The sequence below is a fragment of the Hydrogenophaga sp. genome (assembly GCF_036675665.1).
In the GTDB taxonomy this organism is placed as follows: Bacteria; Pseudomonadota; Gammaproteobacteria; order Burkholderiales; family Burkholderiaceae_C; genus Hydrogenophaga.
Map to the genome: position 1 here is coordinate 1 of NZ_JAKFEO010000003.1, position 15,055 is coordinate 15,055.

Sequence of the window (15,055 nt, forward strand, 5' to 3'; positions counted from 1 at the left end):
TACGCCATCGGCGGCGTGAGCGTGGGCGAGCCGAAAGAGCAGATGCTGCAGATCATGGCGCACACGCCGCACCGCCTGCCCGCGCACAAGCCGCGTTACCTCATGGGCGTGGGCACGCCCGAAGACCTGGTGCAGGGCGTGGCCGATGGTGTGGACATGTTCGACTGCGTCATGCCCACGCGCAACGCGCGCAACGGCACGCTGTTCACGCGCTTTGGCGACCTGAAGATCCGCAACGCGCGCCACAAGACCGACCACCAGCCGCTGGACACCACCTGCACCTGCCACGCCTGTGCGGGCAAAAGTGGCGTGAGCTGGGACGACGGCGGGCGCGACGGCTTCAGCCGCGCCTACCTGCACCACCTGGACCGCTGCGGCGAAATGCTCGGCCCCATGCTGTCCACCATCCACAACCTGCATTACTACCTGAACCTCATGCGCGAGGTGCGCGAGGCGCTGGACGCGGGAACATTCAGCGCGTTCCGGGCGCAGTTCAAGGCCGACCGCTCGCGCGGCGTCTAGGGACAGCCTCTAGACAACCGACACCGAGGCGCCGTCGTTGGGCAGGTGGGCGAAGGCGTCGTCCGGCGGCGCGGTCACGATGGAGTGCAGCGGCGGATGGGCCATCTGCAAGGAGGCGGCATCGGGGCGCGGGCGGCGCAGCGCGGCGTTGCCACCAAAGGCCTGCTCCATCGCGCGCGCCGCGGCGAGCACACGCCGATCGCCCCGGAACGGCCCCACCACCTGCAGCCCGAACGGCATGCCCTTCGCATCGGTGCCACAGGGCAGCGAGATCGCCGGGTGCGTGGTGAGCGTGACCACATAGGTCAGCGCGAGCCAGCGGTAGTAGTTCTCCTGCTGGCGACCATCGATCACGTCGACATGGGATTGGGTCCATGGGAACGGCGAAACGGGTGTGGTCGGCGAGAGCACCAGGTCGTAGCCGGCAAAGACGGGCTGGAAGCGGCCCACGATGCGGGTCTGCTCGGACTGCGCCCACGCGCAATCGAGCAGGCTCATGCGCGTGCCCATCTCGTAGTTGGCGCGCGGGTTGGGGCCCAGGCTGCCGGGGTCGCGCTCGTAGGTCGCCCGCATGCCGGCCACGAAGGCCTCGGCGCGCAGCACGTCGAAACAACGGTGCACGTCCCCGAGATCGAAGCTCACCTCGTCGCAGGCCGCGAACAGGTGCCGCATGGCCGCGATCTTTTCGCGGAACGCGGCGCGGATGGCCGGGTCCACGTCGCAGGCACCGAAGTCTTCGGTGTAGGCCACGCGCAGGCGCGAGAGGTCGCAGGCGCCCGGATCGAGGAAGGACAGCGCGTCCAGCGGATGGCTCAGCGGGTCGCCCGGGTGCATGCCGGCGCAGGCCGCCATCTGCAGGCAGGCGTCGTCCACGCTGCGGCCCATCGGTCCCACCACCGAGATCGGCGACCAACCCAGCGTCTTGCGCACGCTGGGAATCACCCCGGGCGAGGGCCGAAAGCCCACGACCCCGCAACAGGCGGCGGGAATGCGCAGCGAGCCCCCGGTGTCCGAGCCGGTGCAGATCGGCAGCATGTCCAGCGCCAGCGCTGCCGCGGAACCGCCCGAGGAACCGCCCGCATTCAGATCGGGGTTGAACGGGTTGCCGGTGGCGCCCCAGACGGGGTTGCGGCTGTTCGCGCCGGCGCCCATCTCGGGCACGTTGGTCTTGCCCACCACGATGGCGCCGGCGCGGCGCAGGCGCGCCACCAGCTCGATGTCTCCGGACGGCACATGGTTGCGAAGCGGCGGTGACCCTGAGGTCGACAGCAGGCCGGCGGTGGGCTCCAGATCCTTCACCCCCAACGGCAGGCCGTGCAACAGGCCCAGCGCATCGCCCCGCATGACCGCCTGCTCGGCGGCGCGTGCTTCCTCGCGTGCCCGCTCGAAGCAGGTGGCCGTGACCGCGTTGACGAACGGGTTGACGGCTTCGATGCGCGCGATGCAGGCATCGAGCAGCTCGACCGGCGAGAGCTGCCGGGTGCCGATCAGGCGCCGCAAGCCGACGGCCGAGGTTTCCAGCAAGGAAGAGGAGGACGCGGAAGAGGACATGCGGGTCGATGGGTGGTCGGGTGGGTTCAGTCGGCCTGGATGTTGGCGCGGCGGGCCACGGCGCGCATCAGCGGCAGTTCCTTCTCGATCTGCCCGATCGCAGCCGCGCGGTTCGCCACGGTCGGCTCCGCACCCTGCTCCAACAGCGACTTCTGGAACGCCGGCTCGCTGCTCACGGCGGCCAGCGCTTTTTCCAGCTGGGCCAGCACGGCGGGCGGCATACCCCTGGGACCGACCACCATGATCCAGGTGTCGGCGTTGACGTCCTTGTAGCCGGCTTCAGCGAAGGTGGGCACGTCCGGAAGCTGCGACGAACGTGCGGCCGTGGTGACGGCGATCGCCTTGACCTTGCCGGCCTTGATCTGCGGGATGGCGGCGGTGACGGTGTCCACCGAGAACGGCACCTGGCCGCCCATGAGATCCGTCATGGCCGGCGCGCTGCCCTTGTAGGGCACGTGCATCAGACGGGCACCGATGGCCTGCAGGATGATCTCGGCGGTGAAGTGCGAGGTCGTGCCGGCACCGAAGGACGCGTAGGAATATTTGTCGGGTGAGGCCTTCGCTGCAGCCACGAACTCCTTGACGTTGTTGACGGGTACGTCCTTGTTGGCCAGCAGGATCAGCGGAATGCGGCCGACGATGCCGATCGGGTCAAAGCTCTTGACCGGGTCGTAGGGCAGGTTCGGGCGGATGGCCGGGTTCACGGTGAAGGTGGAGCCCGAGCTCAGCAGCAACGTGTAGCCATCGGCCGGCGCCTTGGCCACCAGGCCTGCACCCACGACGGTGCCGGCGCCAGCGCGGTTGTCGATGACCACGGGCTGCCCGAGCTTGTCCGACAGGCGCTTGCTGACCAGGCGGCCGATCGTGTCGGCGCTGCCCCCCGGCGGGAACGGAATCACCAGCGTGATCGGGCGGCTGGGGTAGACACCCTGTGCCACCGCGGGCTTGGCGCCCAGCGTGGCGGCCAGGGCAGCGGTCGCCATCAACAGGACGGCGGCGCGGCGGTGGGCGGGTGAAGCGGTGCGGGGCGTGTAGATCATGGTGGGCTCCGGTGGTGGTGAGCTCATCGTAAAAAAAGTGTCACCGTGCAGCAATAGCAATGTTCAGAACTTTTCTTTGCGATAAACGCAACGCTGAAGTAGGCTGTCGTGATGAACACCCGTCAGCCACCGACCCGCTCAAACACCACCCGCAAGGCCACCCGCAAGCCCGTCAACCAGCGCGTGCTGCAGGAGGTGGCGCTGCGCTACTTCGTGGAGGTGGTCCGCGCGGGCTCGGTGACCGAGGCGGCCAGCCGCCTCGACGTGGCGCCGTCGGCCGTGAGCCGGCAGATCGGCCGCCTGGAACGGGAACTCGACACACTGCTCTTCGAACGCAAGGCGCGCGGCATGACGCCCAACGCCGCTGGTGAATTGCTCGCCGCCCATGCGCGCCGGGCCTGGCAGGACGTCGAGCGCGTGACCGAAGAAATCCTCGCACTGCGCGGGCTGCGCACCGGCGAGGTCCGCATCGCGGCAACGGAAGGCTTCGCCTACGAGTTCCTGCCCTCGATGGTCCTGGAGTTCCAGAAGACATGGCCCGGCATCCATTTCGCGCTCGACATGGTCGCGCAGGCCGAGGTGGCCCGCCGCGTGCGGGACGGCGAGGTGGACATCGGCGTCACCGTCAGCCTGTCGTCCGAACGCGGCCTGACCGTGGAACACCGTCACCCTTCGCCCATCATGGCCGTGATGGCCATCGACCACCCCATGGCCGCGCGGCGCCTGCTCTCACTTGCTCAGGTGACGGCCTACCCGCTGGCGCTGCCATCCAGGACATCGACGCTGCGGCAACTGCTGGACATCAGCTGCAGCCGCCAGGGGCTGCAGTGCGACGCGGTCATCACCAGCAACCAGCTCTACCCTCTCATCAACTACGTGTCGGAGTGTCAGGCCATCACCTTCTGTGGCGAGGCGGCCCTGCGCCGGCGGCTGGTGGAAGGCCGCATCACCGCGGTGCCGCTGCGCGACCGCGAGATGAACGAACGGCACTTTGAAGTGCAGACCCTGGCCGGCCGGCATCTCCCCGAGGCGGTGCGCACCTTCGTGGCGTTCCTGCGTGAACAGATCGTGGAAGAGGAACGGCTCGGGCACCGCTCCCCACCCAGGTAAAGATTGCGTTTTCGCAACCGACCTTTCAGATGGCGGCGATGACTGAAACGGTGATGCTTCCGACAATCCAGCTTTCGGAACCACCACCATGACGCAAACCATCTCTGATCAGCCGAACTGCAGGCAGCGCATGCTCAGCGTGCCGCTGTGGAACGCCTCGAAGACGTGCTTGGGCATCTGGCCCGCATCGGCGGCACCCAGCGCATAGAGGAATGGCCAGTAGTGATCGGGCGTGGGCACCGCCATGCGCGCGGACATGTCCAGTCCGATGTAGTCCTGCAATGCCTTGTCTTCTCGCTGGTCCAGCGCGCGCTTGACGCGGTCGTCGAACGCCTGCGCCCACGGGCGGCTGGCCAGCGCCTGCTCGGGCGTGCCACGGTCGGTGGCGCTCAGGTTGTGCACGATGTTGCCGCTGCCGATGATCAGCACGCCCTGCTCGCGCAAGGCCTGCAGTTCGCGGCCCAGCGCGTAGTGGAAGGCGGCCGGTTTGTCGTAGTCGATCGAGACCTGGAACACCGGCACGTTCGCCTTGGGGAACATGTGGTGCAGCACCGTCCAGGTGCCGTGATCCAGTCCCCACTCGGTGGTCGGCACGCTGGGGTTGCTGCGAATCAACCTGGCGGCGGCACGCGCCAGGTCGGGGTGGCCCTTGGCCGGGTACTGCATCTCGTGCAGCTGGCGCGGGAAGCCGCCGAAGTCGTGGATCGTCGGCGGCGTCTCGTTCACCGTCACGCCCGTGGCACCGCTGGTGAGCCAGTGGGCCGACACCACCAGGATCGCGCGCGGCGCGGGCAGGCGCTTGCCCCAGGCCGCGAGTTCGCGCGTGAACCGGTTGTCCGAGATCGCGTTCATCGGGCTGCCGTGGCCGATGAACAGCACCGGCTGGCGCTGCGGCTTGCCGGTGGCGTGGGCGGCGGGCACCGTGGTGCTCAGCGAGAGCAGCGCGGCGGACACCGCGCTCAGGGACGTGGATTCGAGGAAGAGGCGGCGGGAAAACATGGGGGTGGCGGCAGGTGGGAAATGGTCTGCCTTCTCTGCGGAAGGCAGATCGTAGAGCGGGGCATCCCCGGCTTGGTTCCCGCCCGCCGCGGAGAAAGTGGCGCTCAGACCGCTGGCGCTCCGGTAGCGTCCGTTCGTGCCGCTGGCTCGCCGCACGCGTAGCAGTAACGGGCAAACGCGCTCTTGCGCGCCTGGCAGGCGCCGCAGTGGTTGTGCAGGCCCATGCCGCAGTGCGGGCAGAAGTCGTTCTTCGGGTCCTTCAGGTCGACCGCGCGCTCGCAGCCCGGGCACACGCCCTTGGCCAGGCGGGTCTGCGCCAGGTCATAGTCCAGTTCCTGGCGGCGTTGCCGGTCGGGCAAGGCCTCGGCCTGCTGCTGCCGCTCCAGGTAGCGCTGCAGCGCCTGGATCGCATAGCGCCCGCCGATCACCGTGAGCACGATGCCCACGATGTAGCGCACGTAGCCACCGTAGCTCGGCAGGTAGGGCACGAGCTCGACGAAGAACGCGAACAGCGCGAAGAAGATGAAGCCCCACACGAAGGGCCAGTACGTGCTCTTGCGCTGCTTCGCGAACAGCCAGCCCGCCGCCACCAGCAAAGGCAGCGTGAGCGCCAGGCGGTAGAGGAACACGCGCAGTTCCTGCGCGCGCCGGGCCGACTCGTAGGACTGGCGCGCGGCCTCCTGCATCTGCTGCAGTTCAGCCTGGGCACGTTGCTGTGCCTGCCGCGCGTCGAGCGCCGCCTGCTGCTGCGCCTCCACCGCCGCAAGCGCGTCGCGCTCGGTCTGGCGGTAGCCATCGAGCTGGCGTGTGCGTTCGATCAGCTCCGGGTCCTGTTCGGGCCTCTGCGTGGCGTTGCGCGTGTTCAGCCAGTTGCCGAAGGTGTCGCGCGCCGCGCGGTGGTTGGCCTGCGCGGCCTGGTGCCTCAGCTGCGCCTGGTCGAGCGCGCCCTGCGCGTCGCGCGCCGCGCGCTCGGCAGTCTCGATGGCCTGCCGCACCTGCGGCGCGCGCTGCGGGTCCAGGAAATCGTCCAGCGTGCGCTGCTGCTCCACCTGCGGCAGATCGCCCACGACGGTGCTGCCCAGCCCCACCAGGAACCAGGCAAACACGAACGCCACCAACCAGAGGCCACGGTGAAACCATTTTTCCGACCAACGCAACGCCTTGCTCATCGCCCTCTCCTCCACATGAAAGCCGAGGGGGAGTGGTCCGGCGGGCCACCCATCCATCGCCCGCGCATTCTGCCGTACAGTCCCAGCGAGCCCGACCACCCTATGACGCACGCCATCCCGCGCCACATCCTGCCGATCCTGGTGCTGGCCCAGTTCATGGGCACCTCGCTGTGGTTCGCGGTCAACGCCGTCATGCCCGACCTGCAGCGCGAACTGGGCTGGCCCACGAGCGCGGTGGGCACGCTCACCTCGGCACTGCAGTTCGGCTTCATCGCCGGCACGCTGGTGTTCGCGCTGCTGGCCATTGCCGACCGCTTTGCGCCGCGTCGCGTGTTCCTGGTGTGCGCGCTGGCCGGCGCGGCCTGCACCGTGGGCGCCTGGTGGATGGTGCGCGACTACACCGCCCTGCTGGGTTGGCGTTTTGCCACCGGCTTCTTTCTCGCGGGCATCTATCCCGTGGGCATGAAGATCGCCGCGCAGTGGTACACGCGCGGCCTCGGTGGCGCGCTCGGCTTGCTCATTGGTGCGCTGGTGCTGGGCTCGGCCAGCGCGCACGCGCTGCGCGCGCTCAGCGGCGCACTGCCCTGGCCCACCCTCATGCTGGGCGTGGCCGCGCTGGCCGCGGCCGGTGGCCTGCTGCTGTTCTTCGGCACCGGCGATCCACCGGGCGCACACGCTCGCGTGACGGTGCTGCAGTGGCGCGCGCTGGCCACGCTGTGGACCGATGCGCGCGTGCGCAGCTCGGTGCTGGGTTACTTCGGCCACATGTGGGAGCTCTACACCATGTGGGTGATGGTGCCGCTGGTGCTGGCCACGCGGCTGCAGGGCACCGCGCTGTCGTGGGCAGCGTTCTTTGTGCTGGGTGCTGGCGTGATCGGCTGCGCCGGGGGCGGTTGGGTGGCGCAGCGCTGGGGCAGCGCGCGCGTGGCGGGCAGCCAGCTCGCCACCAGTGGCCTGTGTTGCCTGGCCGCGCCATGGGTGATCGGCGCGCCCACCGCGCTGTTCTTTGCGTGGCTGGTGCTGTGGGGCATCACCGTCTCGGGCGACTCGCCGCAGTTCTCCACCCTCACCGCGCGCAACGCGCCACCCCAAGCCGTGGGCAGCGTGCTCACGCTGACCAACAGCATCGGCTTTGCGATCTCCATCGTGAGCATCCTGCTGTTCGTCTCGCTGGCCGAGCGCGTGGCGCTGGGCACGTTGCTCCCCTGGCTGGCGCTCGGCCCGGCGCTGGGACTGTGGGCGCTGCTGCCGCTGTTGCGCGAAGAACGCAACTAGGGTGTCAGCCGCTGCTGCGGGCCAGCGAGCCCCGCGCGCTCCAGCCACGCAAAAGCCGAGTCCACCGTCACGGTCTCGATGCGGTCGGCAAAACGCTTGTCGTTGGGGTGGTCGTCAAACGCGATGTGGGCCGAACTCACGCGCGCGCCCAGGCGGGTGAGCGCGCCCAGCTGCAAGGTGGTGGGCTGGTAGCCCTTGAAGCGCAACCAGGCCTGGGCCTGTTCACGGGTGCCCACAGCCGGTTCAGCGGCCGAGGCCAGGGTTTCCAGTGCCCACTGGTTGGACTGCTGGTAGCGCGTGGCCCACGGGTAACTCAGCATGTTGTAGGCCCGGGTGTGCAGGGCGGCGCTGCGCACCGGGTCGGTGAGCAGGGCGTGCAGCGGCGCCTGCAGCGTGGGCGCGGGCACCATCCACGCGGCTTCGTGTCGCCAGAGATCGTCCAGAAAGAACTCGCCCAGTCCTTGGCGGTACAGCGCGCCCTCGGCCGAGCCGCAACTGTTGAGCTTGTGCAGCACGCGCCAGGGGCCCTCGGCGGTCTTGTAGGCCCAGCCCAGGTGCGAATATCGCAACCGGTATTTGCTCAGGTCCTGCCCGGCGCGGGCCAGCACCACCACCCTCGCGCCGCTGCGCGCGTGTTCAGCGTCCAGCGCCTGCGAGGTGCGCAACGCCAGGTTCATGCCCAGCTCGATGGAGTGCGCCGCCAGGGGTTTGGCTTCGCAGGAGCGGCCGGCGTGCGCGGCGGGTGTCGTCATCAAGGCCATGGTGACGGCGAACCCCGCCAGCCAGCGCCAGGCAAAAGAATGCGCCATGGTGGGTTCCTCAGTGGGTGATGCGTTCGTTGTGCAACAGGGCGCGACCCAGCTCGTTCGGAATGAAGGCCAGCACCTCGCCAGCGGCCGAGAGCAGCACGCCGGTGCCGATCACACTGACCACCACCACCGCGCCCACACCCGTGGAAACCGCCGAGACCGCGCGGCCCGAGACCTCGACGCTCGCGCGTGCGCCGTCCGACACCCGCTCCAGCACATACACGGTGCCGCTGGCCGTGACTTCCACCGCCTTGACCACCAGCGTGGCACCGGCCACCGAGAACGCCACCGGCACAACGCTCACCGCCGCCGCGCCGACCGAGGCGGCGCCCACCACCGAAGCCACCGGCAAGGCCGACAGCGCCACCGACACCTCGCTCTGTGCGCGGGCAGGACTCGCCAACAGGGCGAAGGCCATCGCGGTCATTGCAGCGATCGAGCGCCAGGAAAAATGCACTGGGTTCATGTTCAAGCTCCTCAAAAAAGGTTGTGACAGTGATTCATTCGCCGACGCTGGCACGCTCGCCCAGCGCCTGCTGACGACCCGCCATCTCGCCGCGCACACGGGCTTCGGCCAGGTCGGCCTCGTGGCGGTCGCGCAGCGTCTTGGCCAGCGTGAAGGCCGAGGTCACGAGGTACAGCCAGCTCACGCCCAGGTAGGCGCGGTAGGTGTCGTTGATCTCCATGCGCAAGAGGCCCCAACCGGTCAGGCCCATGGCCACCGCAAAGCCGCCCCACACCACCAGGCGCCACATCGGCGTCTCGGCCTCGCCGGCTTGCGCGGCCTGCTGGCTGTCGCGCACCGCCTTGGACAGCACGAACACGGTGGACAGACAGAACACATAACCCATCACCATGAACGCCCGGTCCAGCGCCTGACCCGGCAAATACGCCAGACCGGTGGCGCAGAGGAACACCGCCACGCCGAACGAAACCCAGACCTGGAGCTGCCAGGCCCGGGTGTCACGCATCACGATGAGGGGAGATCGGTTCGAAGCCATGAAAAACCTTTGTGGTGGTTGAAGGTGGCGCGATGGTGGTGTGAGGCCTCTCAAAAGGATGCAACATCCTGACCCGGTAGACAAAATTCTGACAATCGGCATCGAATACCGATACTTTCCAAGCCTTGTGAAGTTGCTCCCAGCTTTGGTCTACTCACCAGACACAACTTTTGCCGTCCGCCGTGCATCTCACCTCTCTATGAAAAACATCCTGCTCTGCGTCATCTGGTTGCTGGTCTGCGGGGGCGCATCGGCGCAGACGCTGTGGCAAGGTGTGCCGGCGGGCGCCACGCCGGCCGAGGTGCAGGCCTTGATGCCCGAGGCACGGGTCGCGCCAGGCGATCCGCTGTCCAACGATGAGAGCGTGCGGCTGGAGATCCCGGTCCACGAGCTCGCGGGCGCTCGCTTCAAGGTCTCGTTCGTGTTCAAGGCCGACCAGCTGCAACGCATCACGCTGCTGGCCGACGCAGGTTCTGCGGACGAAGCACGCGCGCTGGGCCAGCGCCTCACCACCTCGCTGCGCGCGCGCTACGGTCTCGAGATGAGCACCCGAAGCCGCGGCGCCACCTCGTCGCTGACCATCGACCGCCAATGGTCCTTCCGGCGCACCAGCGTGCATCTGCAAGTGGTGGATGAGACCTTCGTCCGCCTGGAGTACAGCGGCCAGGCACCGCCCCGCACCAACCGGCTGTGAGTCCGCACGGATGTCCCGGGCATGTAACCGGTTTCACAGATAATTGAAACCAAATTACACCCAGGCACATTCAAGCCCGGCCATTCATCGACAGGAGACACCCCCAATGCCCATGCGCGCCACCAAGATCGTTGCCACCCTCGGCCCTGCTTCCAGCGACCCGGCTTTGCTCGAAGCCATGATCCGCGCGGGCGTGAACGTGGTCCGTCTCAACTTCTCGCACGGCACCGCGCAGGACCACATCGACCGCGCCACGCTGGTGCGCGCAGCGGCCCAGCGCGCCGGGCGCGAGGTCGGCATCATGGCCGACCTGCAGGGTCCCAAGATCCGCGTGGGCAAGTTTGCCGAGGGCAAGGTGATGCTGGTGCCGGGTGAAAAATTCGTGCTCGATGCCTCACGCACCGAGCCGGGCAACCTGGAAGGCGTGGGCCTGGACTACAAGGAACTCCCCCGCGATGTGAAGGCCGGCGACACGCTGCTGCTCAATGACGGCCTGATCGTGCTGATCATCGACAAGGTGGTGGGGCCAGCGGTGCACACCACGGTGTATCTCGGCGGCGAGTTGTCGAACAACAAGGGCATCAACAAGCAGGGTGGCGGCCTGACCGCGCCGGCGCTCACCGCCAAGGACATGGACGATATCAAGACCGCCATGGGCCTGAAGGCCGACTACGTGGCGGTGAGCTTTCCCAAGAACGCGACCGACATGGAGCTGGCACGCCAGCTGTGCAACGTGGCCGGCGCGGCCGAGGGCCACAAACCGGCCTTGATTGCGAAGATCGAGCGCGCCGAGGCGATCCCCGAGCTGGTCAACATCCTGAAGGTGTCCGACGGCATCATGGTCGCGCGCGGCGATCTGGCGGTGGAGGTGGGCAACGCGGCCGTGCCCGGTCTGCAGAAACACATGATCCGCCTGGCCCGCGAGATGGACAAGGTCGTGATCACCGCCACCCAGATGATGGAGTCGATGATCGTCAACCCGGTGCCCACACGCGCCGAGGTGAGCGACGTGGCCAACGCGGTGCTCGACGGCACCGACGCCGTGATGCTGAGCGCCGAAACGGCCGCCGGCCGGTACCCGCTGGAGACCGTGAAGGAGATGGCCAACATCTGCTCGGAGGCCGAGAAGGCCGAGTACAGCGAGCTCTCGGCCGACTTCAAGGGCAAGACTTTCAAGCGCATCGACCAGTCGATCGCCATGGGCGCGCTGTTCACCGCGCACCACCTGGGCGCCAAGGCCATCGTGGCACTGACCGACTCGGGTTCGACCGCCCTGTGGATGAGCCGGCACAACGTGCGCATGCCGATCTACGCCATGACGCCCAACCTCTCGACCCAGCGCCGCATGACGCTCTACCGCAACGTGCGTCCACTGCTGATGGACAACAGCGCCGACCGCGACGCCGCATTGGCCGACGCCGAGGCGCACCTGAAGAAGCGCGGCATCGTGCAGACCGGCGACGTGTACGCCATCACCGTGGGCGAGCCCATGGGCCAGGCCGGCGGCACCAACACGCTCAAGATCTGCCGGGCTGGATAAGGAAGCACCCCCCTGCGCCGCTGCGCGGCTTCCCCCCTCTCTTGCGCGCCTTCGGCGCTTGGAGGGGGGACGGCATCTTGGGCCGGCGTAGCCGGACCCTTGATGCCCCTGGATGGGAACCTCCGCGGACCTCGCGCAGCGGGGGAGCGTGGGGGCCCGTCAATCGAACCGCATCGACACCCCCGTCACGAACGTCGCGTCGCCCTTTTCCAGGTTGGTTCCCGGGTCGCTGTCATACCGGTAGCTCAGGCCTGCCGACAGGTTGATCGTCGGCGTCATCGCGACGGTGAGTCCCGTGTCCAGCGCCGCGCGGTACTTGCCTGAATCGCGAAGATTCGGATACAGCGTGAACTTCTGACGCAGACTGGTGGTGGCGGTCAACCGGTGGCTGGACTCCTCCGCCAGCACCAACTCGACGCGGCCATATTTGTCTCGCATCGTGCCCGCGACGTCGGTGGGCTCGACGAAGCGGTCGTGCGAATAGCCCACACCGGCGGACAGGTCGAAAAACCCACCGCCTTCACGCCACATGTGGCGCCCGACGCCGCTGGCCACCGAATACCGGGCCGCGATGTTGGCCAGCTTGTCGCGCAGCGTCTCGCCCGAACCGAAGCCGAACCAGTCGGGCGAGATGTCGCGGTTGTATTGGGTGCGCAGGCCGTAGCGATCGGTGGTGGCCACGCCAGCGCTGCGCGCATGGTCGGCCTTGGCACCCCAGGTCCATTTGTCGTAGGGGGTCTGTTGTGCGCCCTCGACCGCCAGATTCAGCGAGCCGGCGTCGTTGTTGCCCGACGACACGTTGGCGCCGGCCGTCAGCAGGTAGCGCCACCGGCCGTCGGGCTCGAGTGTCACCTGCGCCTGCGAGAGCGCTGGCGCGAACAAGGCAGCGGCGGAGGTCAGCGTCACGATCAGGGAGCGACAAGGCATGGCAGTTCCGTTCTTTTTCAGATCAGGAGGTGTTCTTCACCCCGGGGAGCTTTTGCAAAGCGTTCCTGAAGGGTGCCATGTTGCAGCGCCGCAGTTCCCCACGGTTGTGTGACGATTGGTATCCGGACGTGCGTTCCCGCGTCCGTCATTTCCCACCCACCGCAATCCAGCGGCCGATGGCCCACTACAGCTGGCTCACCCTGCCGGGCCTGGCTCCCCTGTTGCCGGTGGAAGTGGAACTGTTCAACTGCGTCAACCACGTCACGCTGATCGGCGCCATGGCCCCGCCGCGGCGCGGCCTGGCGCCTGTGCTGGACCGCTTCAGCGCATTCCTGCGGCAGCGCCCGACCTGACGCCTTTGCGCTGGGCCCGGCACGCGCCGTAAAATCGCGGGTTACCGACCGGTTACCAACAGACTTAGGGGATTCTCATGGCGCTCGTTTCCATGCGCGAACTGCTCGACCACGCGGCCGTCCACGGCTACGGCATTCCAGCGTTCAACGTCAACAACCTCGAACAGGTGCAGGCCGTCATGGCCGCCGCCCACGAAGCCGGCGCACCGGTGATCCTGCAGGCCAGCGCGGGTGCCCGCAAATACGCCGGCGAACCCTTCATCAAGCACCTGATCCAGGCCGCCGTGGAGTCCTACCCGCACATCCCGCTGGTGATGCACCAGGACCATGGCCAGAACCCGGACGTGTGCCGCGGCGCGATCGACCTGGGCTTCAGCTCGGTGATGATGGACGGCAGCCTGGAAGGCGACGGCAAGACGATCGCCAGCTACGAATACAACGTGGACGTCACCCGCAAGGTGGTGGACATGGCCCACAAGCTGGGTGTGACCGTCGAGGGTGAACTGGGCTGCCTGGGCAGCCTGGAAACCATGCAGGGCGACAAGGAAGACGGCCACGGCACCGACGCGACCATGACGCGCGAACAGCTGCTGACCGACCCCGAGCAGGCGGCCGACTTCGTCAAGCGCACCCAGCTCGACGCGCTGGCCATTGCCATCGGCACCAGCCACGGCGCCTACAAGTTCACCCGCAAGCCCACCGGCGACATTCTGGCGATCGACCGCATCCAGGAAATCAACCGCCGCCTGCCCAACACCCACCTGGTGATGCACGGCTCCAGCTCCGTGCCGCAAGACCTGCTGGCCGTGATCAACCAGTACGGCGGCAAGATCAAGGAAACCTACGGCGTGCCGGTCGAGGAAATCCAGAAGGCCATCCAGTTCGGTGTGCGCAAGATCAACATCGACACCGACATCCGACTGGCCATGACCGCCGCGGTGCGCAAGTTCCTGGCCGAGAACCCCGAGAAGTTCGACGCCCGCGAATGGCTCAAACCCGCACGCGAAGCCGCCAAAGCGATCTGCAAGCAGCGCTACATCGAGTTCGGCTGCGAAGGCCAGGCCAGCAAGATCAAGGGTGAAACGCTCCAGGTGGTGGCAGCCAAGTACGCCAACGGCGAACTGGCCCAAGTCGTGCACTGACCGGCTTCCGGCTCAAACGCCCTTCAAAACGCCACCCTCGCGGTGGCGTTTTTCATTCAATCTTCCCAACCCGCCGCCTGGATCGCCGCCACGATCTCGCGGCCGGTTTTCACCAGTGCCGGGCCAAAGTCTTCATGCAACAAGGCGCCCTGAAGCCGCGAGGCCGGACCGCCCACGGTGAGCGCCAGCGGTTCACGACCATCACCCAGATCCAGCCCCACGCCGATGGCTGCGATCTCGCTCTCCCACTCCGACTCGGACACCGCGTAGCCACGCTCGGCCCAGTCGATTTCGGCGCGCTTGAGCCCGGCCTCGCGCAGGGACCAGCGCTCAGGGTCTTGCGCCTGCAGCCGCCGCGCCACCAAGGCCTGCATGCCGGCCGAGGCGGAACACCAGATCGCGCGGCCCATGGCCGTTTCAGCGAACGGCAGGCGCGTGCCCACGTCCAGCCCCAGGATGAGGCGCGCCGTGCTGCGGCAGTGCGCCACATAGACCACCGAGGTGTCGTGCCGCACCCCGAGTGAAATGGCGGCCTGGGTGTGCTCGGCCAGCGTTTCCATGAAAGGCCGCGCAATGCGCCCGACCTGGAAGTTGGACAACACGCTGAAGCCCAACGACAACACCGCCGGGCTCAGCGCGTACTCGCCGGTGGCCGCGCGATGGCGCAGGTAGCCCAGGCTGGTGAGCGTGAACGTGAGGCGCGAGACGGTGGCTTGCGGCAGGCCGGTGCGGCGCGCCAGCTCCTGGTGCGCCAGCCAGCGGTCGGCCGGGCTGAAACAGCGCAGCACGGTGAGCCCGCGCGCCAGCGCGGTGACAAACCGGCGGTCGTCGGCCGGGTCCGCTTCGGCGAGCGGCGTGGGTGGCGTGTGGCGATGACGGCCCATGGTCGGTTTCCTTGTTTTCTGCAGATCGGAATATGAAAT

The 15,055-nt window shown here is 67.8% G+C and carries 16 protein-coding genes; 7 read left to right on the top strand and 9 right to left on the bottom strand.

Annotation, left to right across the window (positions count from 1 at the left end):
- Window positions 1-522: tRNA guanosine(34) transglycosylase Tgt (locus V6M63_RS00040; RefSeq protein WP_332738250.1), on the top strand; the 522-nt coding region annotated here is incomplete at its 5' end.
- Window positions 523-531: 9 nt separating this feature from the next.
- Here the strand turns inward: V6M63_RS00040 and V6M63_RS00045 are convergent.
- Together V6M63_RS00045 and V6M63_RS00050 are read right to left on the bottom strand one after the other, a co-directional pair.
- On the bottom strand, window positions 532-2,073 hold the full coding sequence (locus V6M63_RS00045; protein ID WP_332738251.1) for an amidase: 1,542 nt from the start codon (window positions 2,071-2,073) through the stop codon (window positions 532-534).
- Window positions 2,074-2,099: 26 nt separating this feature from the next.
- A complete protein-coding gene (locus V6M63_RS00050) occupies window positions 2,100-3,113 on the bottom strand; it encodes a Bug family tripartite tricarboxylate transporter substrate binding protein (protein WP_442909509.1) in 1,014 nt (337 codons plus the stop codon).
- Window positions 3,114-3,224: 111 nt separating this feature from the next.
- On the opposite strand from V6M63_RS00050, the gene V6M63_RS00055 reads away from it, so the two are divergent.
- Complete coding sequence (locus V6M63_RS00055; RefSeq protein WP_332738252.1) at window positions 3,225-4,223, top strand: LysR family transcriptional regulator; 999 nt, start codon at window positions 3,225-3,227, stop codon at window positions 4,221-4,223.
- Window positions 4,224-4,331: 108 nt separating this feature from the next.
- On the opposite strand, the gene ygiD is transcribed toward V6M63_RS00055, so the two are convergent.
- Together ygiD and V6M63_RS00065 are read right to left on the bottom strand one after the other, a co-directional pair.
- Window positions 4,332-5,222: a 4,5-DOPA dioxygenase extradiol gene (gene ygiD / locus V6M63_RS00060; RefSeq protein ID WP_332738253.1), complete on the bottom strand. Its 891-nt coding sequence runs from the start codon at window positions 5,220-5,222 to the stop codon at window positions 4,332-4,334.
- Between the two features lie 104 nt (window positions 5,223-5,326).
- The gene (locus V6M63_RS00065; protein ID WP_332738254.1) at window positions 5,327-6,391 is read right to left on the bottom strand and encodes a zinc ribbon domain-containing protein; all 1,065 of its coding nucleotides are present in this window, start codon (window positions 6,389-6,391) and stop codon (window positions 5,327-5,329) included.
- A 102-nt stretch (window positions 6,392-6,493) separates the two neighbouring features.
- Between V6M63_RS00065 and V6M63_RS00070 the strand changes: the two genes are divergently transcribed.
- The gene (locus V6M63_RS00070; protein ID WP_332738256.1) at window positions 6,494-7,666 is read left to right on the top strand and encodes an MFS transporter; all 1,173 of its coding nucleotides are present in this window, start codon (window positions 6,494-6,496) and stop codon (window positions 7,664-7,666) included.
- On the opposite strand, the gene V6M63_RS00075 is transcribed toward V6M63_RS00070, so the two are convergent.
- The 3 genes from V6M63_RS00075 to V6M63_RS00085 are packed head-to-tail and all read right to left on the bottom strand — an operon-like array spanning window position 7,663 to window position 9,476.
- Entirely contained in the window at window positions 7,663-8,475 is an 813-nt protein-coding gene (locus V6M63_RS00075) for a DUF2145 domain-containing protein (RefSeq protein WP_442909510.1), read from the bottom strand. The genes V6M63_RS00070 and V6M63_RS00075 overlap by 4 nt on opposite strands.
- Before the next feature lie 10 nt (window positions 8,476-8,485).
- Window positions 8,486-8,941 (bottom strand): hypothetical protein, encoded by a 456-nt coding sequence (locus V6M63_RS00080; RefSeq protein ID WP_332738258.1) that lies wholly within the window; start codon window positions 8,939-8,941, stop codon window positions 8,486-8,488.
- Window positions 8,942-8,975: 34 nt separating this feature from the next.
- Window positions 8,976-9,476 carry a YiaA/YiaB family inner membrane protein gene (locus V6M63_RS00085; protein ID WP_332738260.1) on the bottom strand — a complete coding sequence of 167 codons (501 nt, stop codon included), beginning with the start codon at window positions 9,474-9,476 and terminating at the stop codon, window positions 8,976-8,978.
- A 199-nt stretch (window positions 9,477-9,675) separates the two neighbouring features.
- Between V6M63_RS00085 and V6M63_RS00090 the strand changes: the two genes are divergently transcribed.
- Window positions 9,676-10,170 carry a hypothetical protein gene (locus V6M63_RS00090; protein WP_332738262.1) on the top strand — a complete coding sequence of 165 codons (495 nt, stop codon included), beginning with the start codon at window positions 9,676-9,678 and terminating at the stop codon, window positions 10,168-10,170.
- Between the two features lie 106 nt (window positions 10,171-10,276).
- Window positions 10,277-11,710, top strand: a complete 1,434-nt coding sequence (gene pyk / locus V6M63_RS00095) for a pyruvate kinase (RefSeq protein ID WP_332738264.1) — start codon at window positions 10,277-10,279, stop codon at window positions 11,708-11,710.
- A 159-nt stretch (window positions 11,711-11,869) separates the two neighbouring features.
- Here the strand turns inward: pyk and V6M63_RS00100 are convergent, their stop codons facing one another.
- Window positions 11,870-12,637 (bottom strand): DUF481 domain-containing protein, encoded by a 768-nt coding sequence (locus V6M63_RS00100; RefSeq protein ID WP_332738266.1) that lies wholly within the window; start codon window positions 12,635-12,637, stop codon window positions 11,870-11,872.
- 176 nt (window positions 12,638-12,813) lie between these two features.
- On the opposite strand from V6M63_RS00100, the gene V6M63_RS00105 reads away from it, so the two are divergent.
- Both V6M63_RS00105 and fba read left to right on the top strand, forming a co-directional pair.
- Complete coding sequence (locus V6M63_RS00105) at window positions 12,814-12,990, top strand: hypothetical protein (RefSeq protein ID WP_332738268.1); 177 nt, start codon at window positions 12,814-12,816, stop codon at window positions 12,988-12,990.
- Between the two features lie 77 nt (window positions 12,991-13,067).
- On the top strand, window positions 13,068-14,132 hold the full coding sequence (fba, locus tag V6M63_RS00110) for a class II fructose-bisphosphate aldolase (protein WP_332738270.1): 1,065 nt from the start codon (window positions 13,068-13,070) through the stop codon (window positions 14,130-14,132).
- A 56-nt stretch (window positions 14,133-14,188) separates the two neighbouring features.
- Here the strand turns inward: fba and V6M63_RS00115 are convergent, their stop codons facing one another.
- A complete protein-coding gene (locus tag V6M63_RS00115; protein ID WP_332738271.1) occupies window positions 14,189-15,016 on the bottom strand; it encodes an IclR family transcriptional regulator in 828 nt (275 codons plus the stop codon).
- Window positions 15,017-15,055 lie beyond the last annotated feature (39 nt).